Origin of the sequence: Brachybacterium rhamnosum (assembly GCF_039526185.1) — a bacterium.
Taxonomy (GTDB): domain Bacteria; phylum Actinomycetota; class Actinomycetes; order Actinomycetales; family Dermabacteraceae; genus Brachybacterium; species Brachybacterium rhamnosum.
Map to the genome: position 1 here is coordinate 138,330 of NZ_BAAAIS010000005.1, position 21,336 is coordinate 159,665.

Here is a 21,336-nt window from a genome sequence, read left to right on the forward strand (position 1 = left end):
GTCGATGACTCCGACCCCTCCCACCGACCAGGCCGTCGACCTCCCCACGGACCTCGAGCCCACCGCCTCCCTCGCGGAGGAGGCCGGCGTGGGCGCCGGCTCCGCGGCTCAGAAGGCCTACCGTCCCGTCTCCCGCGGTCGCCTCGTCTGGCGTCGCCTGCGGCGCAAGCCGAACTTCTGGATCGGCGCCGTGATCCTCACGCTGATCGTCCTCTTCGCCCTGTTCGGCGACCTGCTGAACATCTACGAGCTGGGTGAGCAGGACCCGTACAGCTTCAACGCGAAGCCCAGCGGGCAGCACTTCTTCGGCACCGACGCGATCGGCGTGGACCTCTACGCCTCGATGACGGAGGCGCTGCGCAAGTCCCTGCTGATCGGCTTCCTCGCCGCGCCTCTCGCGACCGTGCTCGCCGCCTTCATCGGCTCCCTCGCCGGCTACCTCGGCGGCTTCGTGGAGACGGCGACCAACTGGGTCATCAACCTGCTGCTCGTGCTGCCGGTGTTCTACGTCCTCATGATCATCTCGCCGCTGCTGTCCTCGATGAGCTGGGTGATCCTGGTCGTCGCGATCGGCCTGTTCGGCTGGATGATCATGGCCCAGATCGTCAAGAACCAGACGAAGTCCCTCAAGGAGAGGGAGTACGTCAAGGCGGCCCGCTACATGGGGGTCGGCACGCTGACCATCCTGCGCCGCCACATCATCCCCAACGTCGCCTCGCTGCTGATCATCGACGCCACCCTCGGCGTCGCCTCCGCGATCCTCGCGGAGACCTCGCTGTCCTACTTCGGCCTGGGCATCCAGGCGCCGGACGTCTCCCTCGGGACGCTCCTTCAGGACGGCACGAGCGCCGCCGTCTCCCGGCCGTGGCTGTTCCTGATCCCCGCCGGCTTCCTCGTCACGCTCCTCACGGCCGTCGCCCTGATCGGCGACGGACTGCGCGACGCGATCGATCCCACCAGTGAGGTGAACCGTGCCTGAGCCCCTTCTCGAGGTCAAGGACCTGACCGTCTCCTTCCCGAACGCGAGCGGCGACGTCCGCGCGGTGCGCGGCGTCGACTACTCGGTCGCCGAGGGCGAGTTCCTCGGCATCGTCGGCGAGTCCGGCTCCGGCAAGTCCGTCTCCTCGCTCGCCGTCATGGGCCTGCTGCCCTCCTCCGCACGGATCACCGGGGACATCACTTTCCGGGGGCAGTCGCTGCTGGGGATGGGCGACAAGCAGCTCTCCCGGCTGCGCGGCCGCGAGATGGCGATGATCTTCCAGGACCCCCTCTCCGCGCTCACCCCCGTCTACACGGTGGGCCAGCAGATCGAGGAGGCCCTGACCCTGCACAACAGGGGGATCAGCGGGGACCTCGCCCACAAGCGGGCCGTGGAGCTGCTGAAGATCGTCGGCATCCCCGCCGCGGAGCGCCGGGTGAAGGCGTTCCCCCACGAGTTCTCCGGCGGCATGCGCCAGCGCGCGATGATCGCGATCGCCATGGCGAACGATCCCTCGCTGATCATCGCCGACGAGCCCACGACCGCCCTGGACGTGACGATCCAGGCGCAGATCCTCGAGGTCCTCCAGAAGGCCAAGGAGGTCACGGGCGCCTCGGTCGTGCTCATCACGCACGACCTCGGCGTGGTCGCCGGCAACGTGGACCGGGTCGCCGTCATGTACGCGGGCAAGCTCGTCGAGACGGGCCCCGTGGACGAGATCTTCTCCGCCCCCCGCATGCCGTACACGATGGGCCTGCTGCGCTCGGTGCCGAACATGCTCACCGCCGGCAGCAGCCGGCTCGTGCCCCTCGAGGGGCGCCCGCCGAACCTCGCGAAGCTCCCCCAGGGCTGCCCGTTCGCGGCCCGCTGCCCCGCCGCGCAGGATCGCTGCCGCGAGGCGGAGCCGCAGCTGCTCGCGACCGACGGCACCGGCCGCCAGGTCGCCTGCCATCGCGCGGACGAGATCGCCGCGGGCACGCTGCGGGCGGTGGACATCTTCCCCCGGCCCCCGTTCCACGAGCGCGAGGTGCTCGAGGACCGCGTCACCGAGCCGGTGGTCTCCGCGAAGGGCCTGGTCAAGCACTTCCCGCTGTACAAGGGCGCCGTGTTCCGCCGCGCCGTGGGCACGGTCAAGGCCGTGGACGGCGTGGACTTCGAGGTGCTGCCCGGCCAGACCCTCGGCCTCGTCGGCGAGTCCGGCTCCGGGAAGTCGACGACGAGCCTCGAGCTCATGGAGCTCACCGCGCCGCAGGCGGGCAGCCTCCACGTCGCCGGTCACGACGTCGCGAAGCTCAGCAAGTCCGATCGCCTCGCGATGCGCAAGGACGTGCAGATCGTCTTCCAGGACCCGATGGCCGCGGTGGACCCGCGGCTCCCGGTGGGCGACATCGTCGCCGAGCCGCTGACGGTCCACAAGGTCCCGCGCGCCGAGCGCCAGCGCAAGGTCGCCGAGATGCTCGAGCTCGTGGGCCTGGACCCCGAGATGGCGGACCGCTACCCGCACGAGTTCTCCGGCGGCCAGCGCCAGCGCATCGGCATCGCCCGCGCGCTCATCACCGAGCCCAAGGTGCTCGTGCTCGACGAGCCGGTCTCCGCGCTGGACGTGTCGGTGCAGGCGGGCGTCGTCAACCTGCTCGAGGACCTGCGGGACAAGCTGGGCCTGTCCTACCTGTTCGTCGCCCACGACCTGGCGATCGTCCGCGAGATCGCGGACACGATCGCCGTCATGTACCTGGGGCGCATCGTCGAGTACGGCCCGGTCGCGGAGGTCTACGCCTCGCCGCGCCACCCGTACACGCGGGCGCTCATGAGCGCGGTGCCGGTCCCGGATCCCGAGGTCGAGCGCACGCGCCGCCGGATCATCCTCGCCGGCGACCAGCCCAGCCCGGCGGAGGACATCGCCGGCTGCAACTTCGCCTCCCGGTGCCCGCTGATCTCGCTCCTCCCCGAGGGCAAGCAGCAGCGGTGCCGCGGCGAGGACCCGGTCCCCGTGCTCCACGGGGGTTCACGGGTGGCCTGCCACCACGTGGACTCCATCTCCCGGCTCGACACCGTCGACGCCGCCTCCCAGTCGTCCGTGACCAGCGCCTGACGCAGCATCCCACCCAGGAAGAGAGAAACAACATGAAGATCACGAGCACCCGCCGTCTGTTCCTCGCCGGCACCGGCGTCGTCGGCAGCGCCGCCGCGCTCGCCGCCTGCGGCCAGCAGTCCGCCGAGGAGCAGGCCTCGAAGGCCGCCGAGGAGAACTCCTCCGCCGCGGAGGAGGCGGCCGCGCTGCCCAGCACCGCCTGGGAGCGTCTGGACTACGACCAGGTGCCGGACGGCGGCTCGCTGAAGCTCGCCGTGTCCCAGCTGCCCAACAACTGGAACTACAACCACGCCGACGGCCTCCTCGCCGACCTCAGCGACATCCGCGGCCCGCTCGGCGCCGGCGCGGAGATCACCTACTCCGAGTCCGGCGAGAAGACCCTGAACCCGGACTACATCGCGAAGGCCGAGCTCACGAGCGAGGACCCGCAGACGGTCACCTTCTCCTACAACCCCAAGGGCGTGTGGGACGACGGCTCCCCGATCGTGGTCGAGGACCTCATCTCGCAGTGGAAGGCGAACTCGGGCGAGAACGAGGACTACCAGATCGGCTCCACGGTGGGCTGGGACCAGATCACGTCGATCACCCAGACCGATGACGAGTACACCGGTGAGATCGTCTTCTCCGAGCCCTTCATCGACTGGATCACCGTGGTGCACCCGGACGTCCCGAAGAAGGTCTCGGAGTCCGCGAAGGCGTGGAACGAGTCCTACGTCTCGACCCCGACCCCCTCCAAGGGCCCCTTCACCGTGGACTCCGTGGACACCACCGGGGGCGTCGTGAACATCAAGCGCAACGACAAGTGGTGGGGCCGCGCCCCCAAGCTCGAGACGATCACCTTCTCGGTGGTGGACCAGACCACGCAGCCGCAGTCCTTCGCGAACGGCGAGATCGACCTCCTCGACATCGCGAACGGTGACGTGCTCTCCCAGGCGAAGACCCGCTCCGATGCGGAGATCCAGTCCACGAACGGCCTCACCTGGACGCACCTGACCATGAACGTCAAGGGCGCCGACGGCAAGCTCGAGGACGTCAAGGTCCGCGAGGCGATCGCCCGCGCGATCGACCGCGACGCGATCGGCCGCGCCGTGGTGGGCCCGCTCGAGGCCCCGATCCAGCTGGTCGACAACTTCGTGTACATGCCCGGCCAGGACGGCTACGAGGACTCCTTCGGGGGTCTGAAGTACGACGCCGAGGCCGCGGGCAAGCTGCTCGACGAGGCCGGCTGGGCGCTCGACGGCGACAAGCGGAAGAAGGACGGCAAGACCTTCGACCTCTCGATCATCATCCCGGCGGACACCAAGTCGAACTCCGACCGCGCCCGCCAGGTGCAGACCAACCTCAACGCGGTGGGTCTGAACGTCGAGCTGCAGACGGTCCCCTCCGACGCGTACTTCGACGACTACATCAACCCGAAGACCTTCGACATGGTGACCTTCTCGTGGGTGGGCTCGCAGTTCCCGGAGTCCTCCTCCGTGAACCTCGTGTACCCGCTGGACTCCCAGCAGAACTACACGAACTTCGCGGACGACCGCCTGGGCGATCTGGACAAGCAGATCAAGGCCGCTTTCGACCTCGACGAGCGCCACAAGGTCGCCAACGAGATCTCGAAGGTCATCGCCGAGTCCTTCGTGCTCATCCCCTTCTACGCGACGCCGAACATCGTGGGCGTGAAGAAGGGCGTCGTGAACACCGGCGCGTCCCAGTTCGAGAACACCGACTGGACCCAGGTGGGTATCAAGGCCTGATCGACGTACTGCGAGGAACGAGCGGTAGGAGATCAGGCAGGAGAAGCAGAGCCTGATCGACGTACTGCGAGGAACGAGCGGTAGGAGATCAGGCGAGACAAGCAGAACCTGAGCGTCGTACCGCGAACGAGGGCCCGGTCACCGCACCTGCGGTGGCCGGGCCCTTCGCTGTGCGCTCAGAGCACCGCGCGGAGCACGACGAGCAGGAGCGTCACTGCGAGCACGGCGATGACGGGCACGTTCCAGCGGGTGCGGGCGCGGCCGGTGCCGACCTCCGCCTCGTGGTGCTCCTGCCAGGCCTCGACGCGGTCCACGACGATCGCGCTGCGCGAGTCGCGCTGGTCCTTGCGCAGGCGCTCCTCGGGTCCCATGCGCACGCGGGGGCCGCCGTCGGCCGCGGCCTCGCGGCGGCGCAGCGGGTTGTCGCGGCGCAGGCCGGGGGCGTTCCAGGCGGTGAGGGTCTGCTCGGTGCCGTCGGCCGTGATCGCGTCGACGCGGAGCATGGCGCCGAGGCGCACCTCGCGGATCGCGGTGAAGGGCAGCATGTGGGTGCGCCACACGTTGCGGATCTCGAGGCTCTCGCGGTGCAGCACCACCCTCGGCGCCCACAGGAGCGCCCAGACGACGGCGAGGAGCAGCAGCAGCCCGGGCAGCAGCAGCGCACCGGTGAGCCCGGCGCGCAGCACCGCATCGAGGGCGAGCAGCGCCGCGGCGACGGCCACGACGATCGTGATCACCTCCGCGCTGCGGGGGCGCAGAATCAGCGGTGCGGCGGGATCGGGCGCGGCGGGCATGGACCCACGGTAGTGGAACCGCCCGCCCATGACCTGCTCAGAGATCGAGGACGAGCACGCTCTCCCCCGGAGCCGCCGTGGCAGGGAGCGACCCGTCGAGCAGCACGAGCGCGTCCGCCCGACCGTAGGGGCCGAGCCGCCGTCCGGGGAGCGTGTCCACGCTCTCGCCCCCGTCGGCCCCGCGGCGCAGCCTCCCGGCGACGACGGTGAGCCCCGGGCGGCGCACCGCGAAGGAGCCCTCCCCCACGAGCACGCGGCGCGGCGCGGGGGCGGGCCCCGGCAGCAGCGGCCGCACGAAGAGGTGGTAGCCCACGAGCGCGCCGACGGGGGTGCCGGGCAGGTGCACGACGGGCGTGCCGTGGTCGGCCCCGTCGGCAGGTGGCAGGGTCCCGTGCCCCTGCGGCCCGCCGGGCCTCAGGGCGAGGTGCGCGAAGCGGGAGGTGCCGTCACCGCCCGGGCCCAGCAGCGACTTCACCACGTCGTAGGCGCCGTGGCCGATCCCGCCGGTCGTCACGACGAGGTCCGCGTCCCGGGCGGCGTCCGCGAGCACCGCGCGGAGCCGGGCGGGGTCGTCGGGGCCGCGGAGCACCCGCGGGATCGCCCCGTGGGTCACGAGCGCGGCGGCGAGCATCGTCCCGTCGGACTCGCGGACGGTCCCGGGGACGGCCGGGCCGGCGCCCGTGAGCTCGTCCCCGGTGACGACGATGCCCACCCGCGGCGGCGCGTGCACCTCGAGGTCGGTCACGCCGAGGGCGGCGGCGAGCCCGATGAGGGCGGCGCCCACCCGGGTCCCGGCGGGGGCGAGCTCCTCGCCGCGGGTGACCTCCTCCCCGGGACCGCGCACGTGCTTGCGCGGGGGCAGGGGCGAGGCGAGGGTGATCCGCACGGCGGCGGGGACGGGGCCGGCGGGATCCGCGTCGGTGTCCTCGACGGGGACGACGGCGTCCGCCCCGGGCGGCAGCGGGGCGCCCGTCATGATGCGGGCGGCGGTGCCGGGCGGCAGCGGTGCGGGGTGACCGGGCCGGGCGGGGAGGTCCGCGACGACGGGGAGCACGGTCGCGCCGGGGGCGGTGAGCTCGGCGCGGCGCACGGCGAAGCCGTCCATCGCGGAGAGGTCCTGGGCGGGGAGCGCCTCGGGGCTGGTCAGGGGCGCGGCGAGCACCCGGCCGGCCACCTCCGCGAGCGGGACGAGGGAGGTGCGCGGCAGCGGGCCGGCCGACGGGCCGCGATCGCTGTGGTGCGACGTGTCGTGACGCCCGGCGCCGTGCGCCTGCACGATCTCGTCGCGCCACTGCCACGGATCGCCGCGGTGCTCACCCATGCTGCTCCTCCTCGGCCTGCGGCTCCGTGCTCGGTGGCATCGTCCCATCACGGTCCGTTCCCATGGTGCACCCTGCCACCTCCCCGTCTCCCGGTGCATCATGGAGCCATGCGTGAGATCCGTTTCGACAGCTTCGGCGGCCCCGAGGTCCTGACGCTCCACACCGACGCCCCGCAGCCCGTGGCGGGCCCGGGCGAGGTGCTCGTGGAGGTCGCCTACGTGGGCCTGAACCCTCTGGACTACAAGATCCGCGACGGCTCCTCCGGTCGTTCGAAGGATCTCGTGCTCCCCGCGGGGACGGGCCGCGAGATGGCGGGCGTGGTGCTCTCCGCCGGTCCCGACCTCGACGAGGCGGAGCTCGAGGCGCGTGGCGTCGCCCCCGGCACCCGGGTGTTCGGCATGCGCGCCGGCGCGGACCAGCGCGGCACGGCGGCGGAGGTCATCGCGATCGCGGCGGACGATCTCGCCCCGATCCCGGACGAGGTCACCGCCGAGGAGCTCCCCCGCTGGGCGGGCCTCGCCCTCGTGGGCCTCACGGCGATCGCCGTGGTGCGAGACAGCGCCCGGATCGCCGAGGGCGAGACGGTGCTCGTGCACGGGGGCGCGGGCGGCGTCGGACAGCTGCTGATCCCCATGGCCCTCGAGGCCGGCGCCGCCCAGGTGTGGGCCACGGGCCGCGCGGCGAACGCGGAGCGGATCCGCGAGCTGGGCGCGACCCCGATCGCGTACGACGACGCCGACTGGCGCGCCGAGATCGACGAGGCGACGGGCGGCCGCGGCGTGGATGTCGTGCTGGACACGCACTACTTCACCACCTTCGTGCCGAGCCTGGACCATCTCGCCCCGGGCGGGCGGATCGTCACCCTCCCCACCCTCGCGGACACCTCCCCCGCGACCGAGCGCGGCATCGAGGTGCACGTGCCGCAGCTCGTGCCCGGCCGCGACCGCCTCGACCACCTCGTGCAGGGCCTGCGCTCGGGCGCCTACCCGCTCGAGGCCTCCACCGTGCTGCCGCTCGGCGAGATCGCACGCGCGCACCGCCTGCTCGCGGAGGGTCACACGCGCGGGAAGCTCGTGCTGGACGCGCACGCCTGAACGGCCGCGCCGGCGCGTCGCCGCCGGTAGGGTGTCGGGTATGCCCTCCGCCCCTGCCGACGACGCCGCGCGGGCGATCGAGCCCCTGCTGCACNACCCCCAGGGCTGGGCGCTGCTGAACTCCCTCCCGCCCTACCGGGAGCAGGACGTGCTCTCCCGCTCGAGCTCCCTGCGCGAGGCGGGTCACTCCCCGGAGCTCGTCTCCGCCGCCCTCACGCAGTCACGCCTGCGCGCCCGCGGCGAGGAGAAGTTCGGCGAGTTCGCGCGCTCCATGCTGTTCACCGAGCACGGCCTCGAGCAGGCGACCCGCCTGCCGGTCGCGGCCCTGCACGCGGAGCGCTTCCAGCGCGCCGGGGTCTCCGCCGTGGCGGATCTGGGCTGCGGGATCGGCGGGGACGCGATGGCCCTCGCGGGCCTCGGCCTCGACGTGCGCGCCGTGGACCGGGACCCGCTCACGGTGGCCGTCGCGACCGTCAACCTGCGCCCCTTCCCCTCCACGGCCGTGCACCTGGGCAGCGCGGAGGACCACGACCCCGCGCTGACCGACGGCATCTGGCTGGATCCCGCCCGCCGCGCTCCCGCGCGCGGTTCGGCGCGCGGCGCCCGCCGGCTCCACGACCCCGAGGAGTACGAGCCGCCGCTGTCCTTCGTGCTCGACCTCGCCCGCCGGCTCGGGGAGCGCGGCGGTGCCGCGCCCGGGACGCTCGGCGCGCTCGGCGCGAAGCTCGGCCCGGCCGTGGACCGCTCCGCGCTGCCCGAGGAGGTCGAGGTCCAGTGGCTGTCCCTGCACGGGAGCGTGCTCGAGGCGGTGCTGTGGTGCGGCCCGCTCGCGCGCGAGGGGGTCCGGTCCTCCGCCCTGGTCATCGGCCGTGAGGGGGCGCACCGGCTGGACCTGCGCGCGGACTCCCCCGGCGACCCGGTGCCCGGTGCGCTCGGCGACCACCTCTACGAGCCCGACGGCGCCGTCATCCGCGCCGGTCTGCTCGGCGCCCTCGCCGAGCGGCTCGGGGCGCGCACCCTCGACCCGACGATCGCCTATCTCACCGCGGACCGCCGCGTCGACTCGCCCCTCGCCCGCGGCTACGCCGTCCGCGACGTCATGCCCTTCTCGATCAAGGCCCTCACGGGCTACCTGCGGGAGCACCGGATCGGGGTGCTCGAGATCAAGAAGCGGGGCACCGCCGTCGAGCCCGAGGAGCTGCGCCGCAGGCTGCGTCCCCGCCGCTTCGGCGACGAGGCCGCGACGCTCGTGCTCACCCGGATCGCCGGGGAGCAGTCGGTGATCGTCGCGTCACCGCACGGGAGCACGAGGGCATGACCGCCCCGGGCAGGGCCCCACGCCGCCGCGCGCTCGCGCCGCTGCTGGTCCTGCTCGGCGTGCTCGCCCTGGCGATGCTCGCCCTGGGCGCCGGGGCGGATCGCGGCACGATCGCCCTGTTCGACGGGCAGGAGCGCACCGCTCCCCCGCCGCCGGCCGAGGGCCAGGCCTATGAGGAGCCCGAATGGGCGACGGAGGACCAGCCCACGATCCCCCCGCCGATGGACCCGATGTCCCGGGAGTCCTTCGTGCGGATCCTCGTGGTGCTCGGCGTGATCGCCGCGGCCCTCGTGGCCCTCGTCGCCTATCGCATGTGGCGCCTCGCCCCGGAGCGGCTGCGCGGCGCCGGCGAGGTGGAGGACGAGGAGGGCTTCACGACGGAGCAGGCCCGGGACGCGCTCGCCGAGGCCCGCCGCTCGCTCTCCACCGTCGTCTCCGCGCACGACGCGGTGATCGCCGCCTGGCTCGCCCTCGAGCGGGCGATCGGCCGGGCCGGGGTGAGCCGTGCTCCCTCGCAGACGACCCTCGAGTACGTCGTGGCGGTGCTCGGCGCGCTCGCGCTCGACGCCGCCGCCCTCGACGAGCTCGCCGGACTGTACCGGCGCGCCCTGTTCGACCCGCACCCGCTCGTCGAGGCGGACCGCGACCGCGCCCTGCTGCTGCTCGAGCGGCTCGAGTCGCAGCTGCAGGAGGCGCCGTGAACGGGCGCGGCACGGGTCTCGCGGTGCGGCTGCTGATCGGCGCCGCGACCGCGCTCGTCGTCGTGCTCGTGTGCTCCCTGTTCGACCTGCAGCTCGCGCTCCCGCTGCCGCTCGCGCTCGGCCTCGCGGCCGGGGCGATCGCCTGGTGGGTGCATGTCGGCGTGGACCATGCCGACCAGCTGCACTCCCCGCCGCTGGACCTCGACGTCGACTACGCCCTGCCCCATGCGCAGGACCAGCGGGTGCGGCGGCTCGAGGAGACGATCCACGGCGCCGGCCCGCGCCGCCGGATGACGACCGGCGCGCTCGTGCGGGAGCTCGAGGGCCTCGCCGCGGCGCGCGGCGTGCACCTGGACCTGCCGCGCCGCAGCGGACCCGACGGCCCCGAGGCCGTGCCCGTGGACCGGGCCGCCCTGCACCGCCACCTGAGACAGCTCGCCGCCGCCGACGAGGAGAGGCTCCCATGACCCACACCCCGCAGCACCCCGCCCCCACGGCCGGAGCGAGGACGCCCCCGCCGTCGGACGTACCCGCCGCGAGCCGCGCGGCGGCCCGTGTGCTCGATGCCGTCGAGGGCGCGGTCGTGGGCAAGCGCACCGTCCTCGAGCTCGTGCTCGCCGGGGTCCTCGCGGGCGGTCACGTGCTGCTCGAGGACCTCCCGGGGCTCGGCAAGACCCTCGCCGCGCGCTCCTTCGCGCAGGCGCTCGGGCTGCCCTTCACGCGCGCCCAGTTCACACCGGACCTGCTGCCCGCCGATCTCACCGGCGCCGAGGTGTTCGACCAGCTCACGGGGGAGTTCGTGTTCCGGCCCGGTCCCGTCTTCACGGGCCTCCTGCTCGCCGACGAGATCAACCGGACCCCGCCGAAGACCCAGTCCGCGCTGCTCGAGGCGATGCAGGAGCGGCAGGTCTCGGTCGAGGGGACGACCCGCCCGCTGCCCCGCCCCTTCCACGTGCTCGCGACCGCGAACCCCGTCGAGCACGAGGGCACGTACCCGCTCCCCGAGGCCCAGCTGGACCGCTTCCTGCTGCGGCTCTCCTTCGGCTACCCGACGCCCGAGGAGGAGTGGGACGTGGTCTCCCGTCGCCTCGTGCGTCGCCAGGAGGAGCAGTCCGTCCCCCAGGTGCTCGACGGCGAGGGCCTGCTCGCCGTGCAGGCCGCCGTGGAGACGGTGCACGTGGCCGACGCCGTGGGCCGGTACGCGGTCGAGCTCGTGGGCCGCACCCGCGAGCACGCGCACGCCCTCGTGGGCGCCTCGCCCCGCGGCACCCTCGCGCTCATCACGTGCGCGCGGGCGCTCGCGGTGATCCGCGGCCGCGACTACGTGGTCCCCGAGGACGTCAAGGCCCTCGCCCACCCGGCGCTCGACCACCGCGTGACCGTCAAGCCCGAGCTGTGGCTGCAGAACGCGACCGGGGCGGGTGTGGTCTCCGCGGTGCTCGAGCAGGTCCCGGTCCCCGCCGCGGAGCAGCCCTCGGCGACGCCCGGCCCCGTCGGCGCGCGGGCCGGCGGCGCCGGATGACCTCCTCCCCCGCTCCCCCGTCGACGACCCGGCGCCTGCGCGACCGGCCGTCGGCCGCGCTCGTGCGCGCCGGGTCCGTGGGCGGCGGCGGGGCGCTGCTCGCGGTGCTCGTGGGGCGCCCGCTCGTGCTCCTCGTCGTCGTGCCGCTGCTCGTGTGGGCGTTCGTCGCGGTGCTCCGCCGTGATCCCGAGGGCGTGCCCTCCGCACGGGTCGCGGCGTCGCGGCGGATCGTCGAGGAGGGCTCGAGCGTCGCGGTGGACGTGCGCACGGGGCCGGGGGTGCTCACCGCGGTGACCGTGCCGCTCACCCGCCACAGCGATCTCACGCCGCCGCACGGCTCCCTCGCGGGGGACGGCGCGGTGCGGATCGCGGTGCGCGCCCGGCGCTGGGGCCGGATCGCGGTGGGCCCGCTCCACGTCCTCGCCTCCGATCCCCTCGGCGCCTCGCGCGCGCAGGTCGAGGTCACCCCCGTGCACGTGCAGGTGCTGCCGGACGCCTCGGTGCTCGAGGCCCCCGTCGAGGTGCCCACCCCGATCGGCGTGAGCGGGGTGCACCTCTCCCGCCGGCGCGGGGACGGCACGGCCCTCGCGGAGGTGCGGGCCTTCCGCCCTGGCGACCGCCTGCACCGCGTGAACTGGCGGGTCACGAACCGCACCGGCACCCTCCACACCAACGCGACCTTCACCGAGCAGGACACGGACGTGCTCATCGTGACGGACACGATCGCGGACGTCCTGCCCGCGCCGTGGGCGGGGCCGGACGCCCCCAGCAGCCTCGACGTGACCGTGCGGGCCACGGCCGCCGTGGCCCGCCACTACCTGAGCGCCGGGGACCGGGTGGGCGTGTTCGACGTGGGCCATCTGCTGGGCCCCGTGCGCCCGGGGACCGGTCCGCGGCAGCTGCGCGTGCTCACCGACGCCCTCTCGCGCGCCGCCCGGGACACGGGCGCCCCGAAGCCCGCGCGGCGCCTGCGCACCGTGCGGCCGGGCACGCTCGTGGTCTTCTGCTCCCCGCTGCTCGCCGTGCCCGCGATCGAGCAGATCGGGGTGCTCGTCGCGCACGGGGCGGACGTCGTCGTCGTGGACACCCTGCCCGCGAGCGTGGGCGACACCTCGGTGCTCCACGGCCGGCCGCTCGCCGTGGACGGCCGCGCGAGCGAGCGCTTCTGGGCGGAGGCCTGGGCGCTGCGGCGCCTGCAGCGGGAGGAGACCGTGCGCGAGCTGCGGGAGTCCGGGGTGCCGGTCACGCCCTGGGAGGGGCCGAGCTCGCTCGCCCCCGTGCTGCTCTCGCTCACCGCCGCCCGCACCGCGCCGCGACGGAGGCGGTCCTGATGCGGTGGGTCCAGCGGTTCGTCGACCCGCTCGCCCGGGGGCTGCTCCTGCTGCGCACGGTGAGCCCCGAGCAGGCGGGGCTGCGCCTGCTCGGCCTCGCCGCGACCGTGGCCGCGCTGCTGCTCACGATGCCCGGTGGCCTGTTCTCGGGACTCGGTCCGGCGCTGCTCTCCCTCGCCGCGATCGCGGGGCTGATCGCCTCGACCCTCGCCCCGGACTCGGACCTCGGACTGCTCGCCTCCGCCGCCGTGGTGCTCGGGCTCGTGCCGCAGGCGGAGCTGACCGCGGGCCGGGCCGTGCTCGTGGCGCTGTGCCTGCTCGCGGCGCACTGCGCGTGGGCGCTCGCGGCGACGATCCCGCTGCACGGCCGCCTCACCCGCGCCGCGTGGGCGCTCACGGGGCGTGCGCACCTGATGGTCCTCGTGGCCTCCGCGGCGGGCGCCGGGCTCGTGCTGCTCGTCTCCCGGGTGGACCTCGGCCCCTGGATGCTGGTCCCCGCGGTGCTCGCGCTCGCCGCGCTCACGGTCGTGGTGCTCCCCCGCCGGGAGCGCTGAGACGGGTCCCGTCGGCCCCACGGCCCTCCCGGTACGCCCTGGGCGGATCCCCGTGTTCCGTGCGCGACCTCCGCTTCCACCGCCGTGCGCGGGAGGTCTAGCGTGGTCGGCATGTGGCAGATGATGGACCTCCTGTACGGGCACAAGAAGCAGATGATCTCGCGCGAGGAGGCCCTCCCGGGGCGTCCCGGCTACGCCTATCCCCTGGTGCGCGAGCACGCGGTGCTCGGCACGGACATGCTCGGCCCCGACGCGCCGACGGACCCGGCCCCCTGGCCGGCGGGCTCCGAGGAGATCGTCCTCGCGGGCGGCTGCTTCTGGGGCGTGGAGCGCATCGCCTGGGAGGTGCCGGGCGTCCACACGACCTCCGCCGGCTATGCGGGCGGCTTCACCGCGCATCCCACCTACGAGGAGGTGTTCTCCGCACGGACGGGTCACGCCGAGGCCGTGCGGGTGGTCTACACGGGCGGCGAGGAGACCCTCCGCGCCCTGCTCACCGCCTTCTGGGAGCAGCACGACCCGACGACGGCGAACCGTCAGGGCAACGACGTGGGCACCGAGTACCGCAGCGCCGTCTACTGGACCTCCGAGGCCCAGGGCCGCGTGGTGCGGGACAGCGCCGAGCGCTACCAGCGCGATCTGGACGCGGCGGGCCGTGGCGCGATCACGACAGAGCTCGCCCCGCTCGCGGAGGCCGGCGACGGCCGCTACTACACGGCGGAGCCCGAGCACCAGCAGTACCTCGCGAAGAACCCCGGCGGGTACTGCAACCACGGGTTCAACGGCGTGGCCTGCTCGATCGGCTGAGCCCGCGGCGCGGGCCCGACCCGGATCCGTGCCGGATGCACGACGGGCGGCGACCCCGAGGGGATCGCCGCCCGATCGTCATCGGTGCGCGCTCAGCGCGTCAGTGCGCCCCGGGCTTGCCGGGCGTCGGGTTCGCGATGGTGAACCGGGGGGACGTGTAGGTCTCCCAGTCCGAGGGGTCCGAGGCGTCGCCGAGCGGCTTGAGCACCCGCAGCTCGAGCAGGTAGTCGCCGTTCTTGACCGACTTGGACTTCTCGTTCTTCAGCGCGTAGCTGCCGTCCCAGGCCCAGACCTCGGGGGACTCGGTGCGACCGAGGTGGTCCTCCGCGGCGACGTGGCCGACGGACGGGTTCACGATCTTCAGCTTCCCGTTCTTCTTCACCTCGTAGGCACGGACCTCGAAGCGCTCCGCCGGGTAGGCGAGGGAGTACGCGAGGTAGGGGACATCGCCGTCCTGCATCGTGTACGTGTGGCCGCCGTCGGGATCGAGGTTCACGCTGCCCTCGCCGTCGGAGACGCCGAGCGCAGGCAGGCCGGCGCCGGCGTCGTCGAGCACGGTGAGCGCCTGGTAGTCGCCGGAGAGACCCGCGAAGGGGACCACGAGGTCCTCGTCGGTGCCGGTCAGCGTCACCCAGCCGCCGTAGATGATGCCGTCCTCGCCGAAGTCCTCGCCGAGGGTCACCTCGACGTCGGCGCTGCCGTGGGCGGGGACGGTGACGGTGCTCGCGGAGGGCTCCGCGATCCCCTCGGCGGCGTAGAACTCCGGGTCCGAGGTCGGGGCGCCGGTGGCGACGCCGTGGCGGACGCCGACGTCGTAGGTGCGGTCCTCGTCGGCGGCGTTCGCGACCGTGATGGTCACGGTGCGGGGGCCGTCCTCGCCCTCACCGAGGGAGATCGACGGCTCCGCGACACTGGTCGTCGTATGCGCGGCGGAGACGAGGTCGAGCAGGCCCGCGCCCTGGCGGTGGACGGGCTCGAGGTAGCCCTGGTCCGGGGCGAGGGACCAGGTCAGCGGGTCGGCGGTGTTCATCATCGCGGACTTGACCTGCGCCGGGGTGAGCTCCGGGGGCTTCTCGAGCAGCAGCGCGGCGGCGCCCGCGACGTGCGGAGCGGCCATCGAGGTGCCGGACATGGAGCCGTGTCCGCCCTCCTCGAGCGGGAGCGTGGACCAGATGGAGCCGCCGGGGGCGGCGATGTCGGGCTTGAGCTCCAGCTCCGCGGTCAGGCCGTAGGAGGAGAAGTCGGAGACGAGGCCGGCGGTCTCGTTCTCGAGCACCGTGGTGCCCTCCTGCCAGGCCCAGGTGACCGGGCCGGCGGCGAGTGCCTCCTGGAGGGCGAGGCCGTCCGCCTGCGAGGCCATGACCACGGGGATCGTGAGGGCGGGGTCGCCCTCGACCGTCGGCGAGAGGGAGCCGGGGGCGTTGTTGTGGAGGATCACGGCGTCGTAGCCGGCGGACTCGCCGGCGAGCGCCTTCTCGCGGAAGCTGCAGGTGCCGCGCGAGACGAGCAGCGCCTGGCCCTCGCCCGTCGCCGCGGGGACGGCGGCGGGGTCGCAGGCGAGCGCGGCATCGGTGCCGGCCTCGCCCGCCGCGACGAGCGTGAGCTCACCGGAGGTGGGCGGGGCGACGGCGCCCTCGGCGGCCGCGTAGCCGCGGTCGGCGCCGGCGGCGGTCGCGAAGGGCGAGCGGCGGTGGGTGCTGTCCACGGAGGCGACGGTGATCGCGTCGGAGGCCACGCCCGGCGCGCCGCTCGAGAAGGTGCCGGAGGTGCCGGAGTTGCCGGCGGAGATCACGACGGTCGTGCCGGAGGCGACGAGGGAGTCGGCGAGCTGCGCCGTCGGGTAGTCCTGCCAGGTCATGAACGAGGCGCCGAGGGACATGTTGACCACGTCGGCGCCGTCGGCCCGAGCCTGCTCCATCGCCGCGAGGATCACGTCGGTGTCGCTCGTGCCGTCGCAGCCGAAGATCCGGTACGCGAGGAGGTCCGCCTCGGGCGCCACCCCGGTGACCTCGCCGTCGGCGCCGATGATGCCGGCGACGTGCGTGCCGTGGCCGCCGCAGTCGTCGGGGTACGCATCGGGCTGCGGGGTGCTGCCCGCGGTGGAGGAGTCGTAGTCGTCGCCCACGTAGTCGTAGCCGCCGATCACGCGATCGCCGGGGAAGTCGGCGGTCTCGTCGTCCGTCCCGGCGCCGCCGAGGTCGGGGTTGTTGTAGTCGATGCCGGAGTCGATCACGGCGACCTTCACGCCGTCGCCGGTGAGGCCGTCGACCTGCTGGAGCGTGTCCGCCCCGGTCATCGCGTTGCCGTACTCGTCCTCGGGGGCGGCGTCGGCGGGCCGCGGGGCCTCGACGGCGAGCACCGGGAAGACGGCCTCGACGCCGGGGACCTGGCGGAGGGCGGCGACGTCGGCATCGTCCATGGAGACCGACATGCCGTTCCAGCCGCCCGTGAAGGAGCGCTGCACGGTGAAGGGGACCGCGGCGGCCTCCGCCGAGTCCTCGACCTTCTTCTGGGTGGTGCGGTTGGCGCCCGCGCTGCCGCCCTGGAGGGCGGGGTCGCCGGAGACCTGCACGAGCCAGCGGCCGGGGATCGCCTCGGCGGCGCCGTCGAGGAGGTCGTCCTGGACGGGGACGTCGACGCCGAGCTCGGAGGCGGAGCCGAGGGGGTCGAGGTCCGCGGGGGCGGCGAGGGCGGCGGGGGCGGTGAGCAGCCCGGCGACGAGGGCGGCGCCGGCGGTCCCGGCGAGGAGCCCGCGGGCCCGCGGGAGGTGCCGGCGCGGGGCCGACGGCGGCGAGGAGGGAGAGGGCGGCGTGGATCTGACGGACATCGAGGAGGACCTCCGGGGTGGGGACGGGCGGTGCGCCGCGCTCGCGCGCCTCCGGGACCGTTCCCGGGGCGCACCGCTGGCGGCATTCGACCATGTGCGCCGCGTCACGGGGCCGGAACCGCCCCGGAGACGCAAACCGTTATTCGGCCGTGACCGGGACGACACGGTGACGTTCCGATCACGTCACGCTCTGACCTGCGGAGTCACGGTCCCCGCGTTCTAGGCTCGTCGCATGCTGGACTTCCTCGCCGCCTCCCCACTGCTCGTCCTGCTCCTCGTCATGGCGGCGGGCTCGGCCCTCGGATCGGTGCGGCTGGGGCCTGTGCGCTTCGGTGCGGCGGGCGCGCTGTTCGTGGGGCTCGCCGTGGGCGCGCTCGATCCGCGCCTGGGCGAGGGGCTCGCACTGCTGCAGGCGCTCGGCCTCGCCCTGTTCGTCTACACGACGGGCCTCGCCGCGGGCGCGACCGTCTTCCGGGACCTGCGCACCCAGACCCGGCTCGTGCTCGGGGCGACCGTGCTGCTCGTGCTCGTGGGCGCCGCGAGCCTCGGTGCGGCGCGGCTGCTGGGACTGGACACGGGCGCGATCGGCGGCATGTTCGCCGGCATGACCACCGCCTCCCCCGCGCTCGACACGGCGACCGCGGCGACCGGCGGCTCCCCGCAGCCGGCGATCGGCTTCGCGATCGGGTACCCCGTCGGCGTCGTCGTCTCCCTGCTCGTGCTCTCCGCCGTCGCGCACCGTCCGCTGCGGGGGCACCGGGACCCGGCGCCGTCCTCCGCGGCGGGCCTGCTCACCGTGACCGTCGAGGTCGAGCGGGCGATGACGGTGCGGGAGATCCCCGGCATCGCCGCGACGACGGGCCTCGCGGGAGGCCAGGTGCGCATGTCCTACCTGCTGCGCGGCGGCGCCGTGCGCGTCGCCCGGCCGGAGGACTCGCTCGAGGTGGGCGACCGGCTGCTGCTCGTCGGCGTGCCGGAGGCCGTGCGGCTCGCCGCGGGGGCCCTGGGGCACGTGGTCCCGGAGCACCTCGCGGACGACCGCTCCGTCGTCGACTACCGCCGCTGGGTGGTCTCCGACCCGCAGATCGCCGGGCGCACCGTCGCCCAGCTGCGGATCCCCTCGCGGTTCGGAGGGATCATCACCCGGGTGCGCCGCGGGGACCGGGACCTGCTCGCCGTGCCGGACATGCCGCTGCACCTCGGCGACCGGGTGCGGGTGGTCGTGCCGCGCGAGCGGATGGGCGAGATCTCCGCCCTGTTCGGGGACAGCGAGCAGCGCATCACCGAGGTGGACTGGACGAGCGCGGGCCTCGGCATCGCCCTCGGCGTGCTCGCGGGGCTCGTCGCGGTCCCGCTCGGCGGCGGGGCCTCCGTCGCGCTCGGCGCGGCCGCCGGTCCGCTCGTCGTGGGCCTCGTGCTGGGCCGGATCGAGCGGACGGGCCGGCTCGTGTGGACGATGCCGAGCGCCGCGAACCTCACGATCCGGCAGCTGGGGCTCGTGCTCTTCCTCGCCTGCGTGGGCCTCGCGAGCGGCCACTCCTTCGCGGCGACCGCCTTCAGCCTCACGGGCCTGCAGATCGCCCTGCTCGCCGCGGTGCTCACGGCCGCGTCGGTGCTCGCCCTGCGGGAGCTGGGCCGGCGGCTCGGCATGTCCACTCCGCGCACGCTCGGCGCGATGGCCGGCTTCGTGGGCCAGCCGGTGCTGCTGGGCCACGTCCAGTCGCTCACGGACGACGAGCGCGCGGAGACCGGCTACTCCGCCCTCTTCGCCGTCGGCATGGTCGTGAAGATCCTGGTGGTGCAGGCGATCGTGCTCCTGTGAGCCGGCCCGGGGCCCGCCGTCCCGCTCCCGCTACGCTCGTGCCGTGACCCTCGCCGCCGACCCGCCCCGCCCCGTCGCCGCCGCCGGTCCCCGCCCGGTGCGGAGCCTGCTCACGGCGCGGGTGCTCGTGCCGCCGCTGATCGCCCTGATCGCTGCGCTCGGCTACGGGCTGCTGGGCGTGCAGCAGTGGCGCTCACTCGACGCGCCGTCCTGGGACCTGGGGATCTTCACCCAGCTCGCGAAGGACTACGGCACGTTCTCCGCCCCGATCGTGCCGATCAAGGGGGACGGCGCGAACCTGCTGGGCGACCACTTCCATCCGATCCTCGTGCTGCTCGCCCCCGTGTGGTGGGTGTGGCCCTCGGGCGCGGCGCTGCTGTGGACGCAGGCGCTGCTGCTGGGCGGCTCCGCGATCCCTCTCGCACGGCTCGCGATCGACCGCCTGGGCACGCTCCCCGGCACCCTCGTGGGCCTCGCCTACGCGCTGTCCTGGGGGCTGCAGGCCGCGGCGGCCGTGCAGTTCCACGAGATCGCCTTCGGGGTGCCGCTGCTGGCCCTGTCCCTCACGGCCCTGCTGCGCGGGCGGGTGCGGGCGGCGGCGCTGTGGGGCGGGGCGCTCGTCCTGGTCAAGGAGGACCTGGGGCTCACGGTGCTGATGCTGGGGCTCGTCATCGCCTGGCGGTCGCACACGGAGGAGCGGTCACGCGCCGAGGGACGGCACTGGGGCCTGGGCCTCGCCGCCTGGGGGCTCGCCTGGTTCGTGCTCTCGACCTTCGTCATCCTGCCGCTGCTGAACGTGGCCGGGCGCTACGACTACACGGGCAACCTCGGGTCCGTCTTCGACGTGTTCACCCCCGCCTCGAAGTGGCAGGTGGTCCTCATGCTGCTCGCGCTGGCGGGGATGGTGGGGCTGCGCTCCCCGCTCCTGGTGCTCGTGCTGCCCACGCTCGCCTGGCGCTTCACCGGCACGGTCGAGTTCTACTGGGACTGGACCTGGCACTACAGCGCGATCCTCATGCCGGTCATGATCGCGGCGCTGCTCGACGCGCTCGGCGACCGCCGCACGGGCCGCGCGGGCGACTGGACGGGGACCTCCGCGGCCCGGCCCGGCGCCGTGGTGCGCGGCCTCGCGATCGGTGTGTCCCTCGCGGTGACGGCGACCCTGGGCGGGGCACTGCCGCTCGTGGACGTGCTGCGTCCCTCCGCCTGGCAGGAGAGCCCGCGGCTCCCCGCGGCCGAGCGCGCCCTGGACGCGCTGCCCGAGGGCACCGTCGTCGCCTCCGACATCACCCTGCTCGCCCGTGCGGTCCCGGACCACGACGTGCAGTGGGTGCACGGGCCGAACCAGCGGGTCCCGCAGTGCGTGCTCGTGGACGAGCAGGCCTTCTCCTGGAGCGGCGCCCCGCCCTCCGACGTCGCCGCCTGGGCGCACGAGCAGTACGGGTCGACCTACTCCGTGACCTCGGACGACGGCGGCTTCGTGGTGGCCTGCCGCTCCTGAGCGCCGGACGGGGCGGGGCTCAGCCCTCCGCGCCCGTCCCGGCGCCCGTCCTCGCGACGGGATCGGTGACCGGCGAGGCGGAGCCGGAGGACGTCCCCTCGCCCGGCTCCCCCGGATCGGCGGTCCCCTCCGACGGCGTCCCCTCGCCCGGGGTGCCGCCGGTCGGCGTGCCGTCATCGGGATCGGGCACCGTGGGGTCCGGCGTCGTGGGCTCGGGATCGGCGGGGTCGGAGGGCGAGGGGCTCGCGGGCTCCTCCGACTCCGACGGGGTACTCGACCCGCCGGTGCCGCTGCCGCCGGAGCCGCCCTGGCCACCGGAGCCGCCCTTCCCACCGGACGACCCCGTCCCGCCCGAGGAGGATCCGCCGCTCGACCCCGACCCCGACCCCGAGGATCCGTGGTCCCCGCCGGTGCCGCGCGTCGTGCTGCCTCGCGTCGAGGACGTGGTCGCCGACTCGACGGGGGTGGGGTCCTCGGCCGCGGTCTCCCGGGCGGTGGGCTCCTCGACCGCGGGCGCGTCCGTCGTCGGCGCCTCGGTCACGGGCGCCTCCGTCGTGGGCGCCTCGGTCGTGGGCTGCTCGGTCGTCGGCTGCTCCATGGTCGGGGGTGCGACCGTCGGCTCCTCCGAGGCGGATGGCGAGGCGCTCGGCGACGCGGAGGGCGGCGTCGAGGCCACGGCGCTGCCGGCGCCGTCCTGTGCGGAGGATCCGCCGAGGGCGCCGAGCGGTCCCATGCCGGCGAGTCCGAGACCCGTGAGCCCGCCCACGAGGACGAGGCACGAGGCGGCCGCGAGCACGGGCGTGCGGCGGCGCGGCGGCAGGGGGAGGGAGCTGCGGATCCCGGTGGCTCGACGGCGCATGCGCACAGGGTATCGGGAGATTCCGGACCCCGACACCAGGGTCCGTGCAGGTCACGCCGGTGCGG

The 21,336-nt window shown here is 74.5% G+C and carries 17 protein-coding genes; 13 read left to right on the top strand and 4 right to left on the bottom strand.

Annotated features, from left to right (window positions below; genetic code table 11):
- Positions 1-4 precede the first annotated feature (4 nt).
- From ABD080_RS15950 to ABD080_RS15960, 3 genes are read left to right on the top strand one after another with little or no spacing between them, the layout of a single operon-like run.
- Complete coding sequence (locus ABD080_RS15950) at positions 5-979, top strand: ABC transporter permease (RefSeq protein ID WP_264451015.1); 975 nt, start codon at positions 5-7, stop codon at positions 977-979.
- Positions 972-3,071: an ABC transporter ATP-binding protein gene (locus ABD080_RS15955; RefSeq protein WP_343906345.1), complete on the top strand. Its 2,100-nt coding sequence runs from the start codon at positions 972-974 to the stop codon at positions 3,069-3,071. Before ABD080_RS15950 ends, ABD080_RS15955 begins: the two co-directional genes overlap by 8 nt.
- 32 nt (positions 3,072-3,103) lie before the next feature.
- Entirely contained in the window at positions 3,104-4,819 is a 1,716-nt protein-coding gene (locus tag ABD080_RS15960; protein ID WP_137771445.1) for an ABC transporter family substrate-binding protein, read from the top strand.
- 176 nt (positions 4,820-4,995) lie between these two features.
- On the opposite strand, the gene ABD080_RS15965 is transcribed toward ABD080_RS15960, so the two are convergent.
- Positions 4,996-5,613 carry a PH domain-containing protein gene (locus ABD080_RS15965; protein WP_168198125.1) on the bottom strand — a complete coding sequence of 206 codons (618 nt, stop codon included), beginning with the start codon at positions 5,611-5,613 and terminating at the stop codon, positions 4,996-4,998.
- 37 nt (positions 5,614-5,650) lie between these two features.
- Entirely contained in the window at positions 5,651-6,934 is a 1,284-nt protein-coding gene (locus tag ABD080_RS15970; protein ID WP_343906348.1) for a molybdopterin molybdotransferase MoeA, read from the bottom strand.
- A 108-nt stretch (positions 6,935-7,042) separates the two neighbouring features.
- Here ABD080_RS15970 and ABD080_RS15975 point away from each other — a divergent pair, with 108 nt between their 5' ends.
- From ABD080_RS15975 to msrA, 8 genes are all read left to right on the top strand, one after another.
- Positions 7,043-8,029, top strand: coding sequence for an NADP-dependent oxidoreductase (locus tag ABD080_RS15975; RefSeq protein WP_137771448.1), 987 nt, complete (start codon positions 7,043-7,045; stop codon positions 8,027-8,029).
- Positions 8,030-8,069: 40 nt separating this feature from the next.
- Complete coding sequence (locus ABD080_RS15980; RefSeq protein WP_343906350.1) at positions 8,070-9,347, top strand: class I SAM-dependent methyltransferase; 1,278 nt, start codon at positions 8,070-8,072, stop codon at positions 9,345-9,347.
- Positions 9,344-10,048 (top strand): DUF4129 domain-containing protein, encoded by a 705-nt coding sequence (locus ABD080_RS15985; RefSeq protein ID WP_343906352.1) that lies wholly within the window; start codon positions 9,344-9,346, stop codon positions 10,046-10,048. The genes ABD080_RS15980 and ABD080_RS15985 overlap by 4 nt, the downstream gene beginning before the upstream one ends.
- Positions 10,045-10,515: a hypothetical protein gene (locus ABD080_RS15990; protein ID WP_137771451.1), complete on the top strand. Its 471-nt coding sequence runs from the start codon at positions 10,045-10,047 to the stop codon at positions 10,513-10,515. The genes ABD080_RS15985 and ABD080_RS15990 overlap by 4 nt, the downstream gene beginning before the upstream one ends.
- Positions 10,512-11,570, top strand: coding sequence for an AAA family ATPase (locus ABD080_RS15995; RefSeq protein ID WP_343906354.1), 1,059 nt, complete (start codon positions 10,512-10,514; stop codon positions 11,568-11,570). Before ABD080_RS15990 ends, ABD080_RS15995 begins: the two co-directional genes overlap by 4 nt.
- Positions 11,567-12,901 carry a DUF58 domain-containing protein gene (locus tag ABD080_RS16000; protein WP_343906356.1) on the top strand — a complete coding sequence of 445 codons (1,335 nt, stop codon included), beginning with the start codon at positions 11,567-11,569 and terminating at the stop codon, positions 12,899-12,901. Before ABD080_RS15995 ends, ABD080_RS16000 begins: the two co-directional genes overlap by 4 nt.
- On the top strand, positions 12,901-13,455 hold the full coding sequence (locus tag ABD080_RS16005; RefSeq protein WP_343906358.1) for a hypothetical protein: 555 nt from the start codon (positions 12,901-12,903) through the stop codon (positions 13,453-13,455). Before ABD080_RS16000 ends, ABD080_RS16005 begins: the two co-directional genes overlap by 1 nt.
- A gap of 111 nt (positions 13,456-13,566) precedes the next feature.
- Complete coding sequence (gene msrA, locus ABD080_RS16010) at positions 13,567-14,262, top strand: peptide-methionine (S)-S-oxide reductase MsrA (RefSeq protein WP_137771454.1); 696 nt, start codon at positions 13,567-13,569, stop codon at positions 14,260-14,262.
- Between the two features lie 100 nt (positions 14,263-14,362).
- Here msrA and ABD080_RS16015 read toward each other — a convergent pair whose 3' ends face one another.
- A complete protein-coding gene (locus ABD080_RS16015) occupies positions 14,363-17,089 on the bottom strand; it encodes a S8 family serine peptidase (RefSeq protein ID WP_343906360.1) in 2,727 nt (908 codons plus the stop codon).
- A 232-nt stretch (positions 17,090-17,321) separates the two neighbouring features.
- Here ABD080_RS16015 and ABD080_RS16020 point away from each other — a divergent pair, with 232 nt between their 5' ends.
- Positions 17,322-18,911, top strand: a complete 1,590-nt coding sequence (locus tag ABD080_RS16020) for an aspartate:alanine exchanger family transporter (RefSeq protein WP_343906362.1) — start codon at positions 17,322-17,324, stop codon at positions 18,909-18,911.
- A 43-nt stretch (positions 18,912-18,954) separates the two neighbouring features.
- Entirely contained in the window at positions 18,955-20,412 is a 1,458-nt protein-coding gene (locus tag ABD080_RS16025) for a DUF2079 domain-containing protein (protein WP_240811156.1), read from the top strand.
- A 19-nt stretch (positions 20,413-20,431) separates the two neighbouring features.
- On the opposite strand, the gene ABD080_RS16030 is transcribed toward ABD080_RS16025, so the two are convergent.
- Positions 20,432-21,271 (bottom strand): hypothetical protein, encoded by an 840-nt coding sequence (locus ABD080_RS16030; RefSeq protein ID WP_343906365.1) that lies wholly within the window; start codon positions 21,269-21,271, stop codon positions 20,432-20,434.
- Between the last annotated feature and the right edge of the window lie 65 nt (positions 21,272-21,336).

Bases quoted from the DNA above. Each gene is read 5' to 3' on its own strand.
- ABD080_RS15960 (WP_137771445.1), top strand. From the start codon at position 3,104: ATGAAGATCACGAGCACCCGCCGTCTGTTCCTCGCCGGCACCGGCGTC.
- ABD080_RS16030 (WP_343906365.1), bottom strand. From the start codon at position 21,271: ATGCGCCGTCGAGCCACCGGGATCCGCAGCTCCCTCCCCCTGCCGCCG.
- ABD080_RS16015 (WP_343906360.1), bottom strand. From the start codon at position 17,089: ATGTCCGTCAGATCCACGCCGCCCTCTCCCTCCTCGCCGCCGTCGGCC.
- ABD080_RS16020 (WP_343906362.1), top strand. From the start codon at position 17,322: ATGCTGGACTTCCTCGCCGCCTCCCCACTGCTCGTCCTGCTCCTCGTC.
- ABD080_RS15975 (WP_137771448.1), top strand. From the start codon at position 7,043: ATGCGTGAGATCCGTTTCGACAGCTTCGGCGGCCCCGAGGTCCTGACG.
- ABD080_RS15950 (WP_264451015.1), top strand. From the start codon at position 5: ATGACTCCGACCCCTCCCACCGACCAGGCCGTCGACCTCCCCACGGAC.
- ABD080_RS16005 (WP_343906358.1), top strand. From the start codon at position 12,901: ATGCGGTGGGTCCAGCGGTTCGTCGACCCGCTCGCCCGGGGGCTGCTC.
- ABD080_RS15995 (WP_343906354.1), top strand. From the start codon at position 10,512: ATGACCCACACCCCGCAGCACCCCGCCCCCACGGCCGGAGCGAGGACG.
- ABD080_RS15985 (WP_343906352.1), top strand. From the start codon at position 9,344: ATGACCGCCCCGGGCAGGGCCCCACGCCGCCGCGCGCTCGCGCCGCTG.
- ABD080_RS16000 (WP_343906356.1), top strand. From the start codon at position 11,567: ATGACCTCCTCCCCCGCTCCCCCGTCGACGACCCGGCGCCTGCGCGAC.
- ABD080_RS15970 (WP_343906348.1), bottom strand. From the start codon at position 6,934: ATGGGTGAGCACCGCGGCGATCCGTGGCAGTGGCGCGACGAGATCGTG.
- msrA (WP_137771454.1), top strand. From the start codon at position 13,567: ATGTGGCAGATGATGGACCTCCTGTACGGGCACAAGAAGCAGATGATC.
- ABD080_RS15965 (WP_168198125.1), bottom strand. From the start codon at position 5,613: ATGCCCGCCGCGCCCGATCCCGCCGCACCGCTGATTCTGCGCCCCCGC.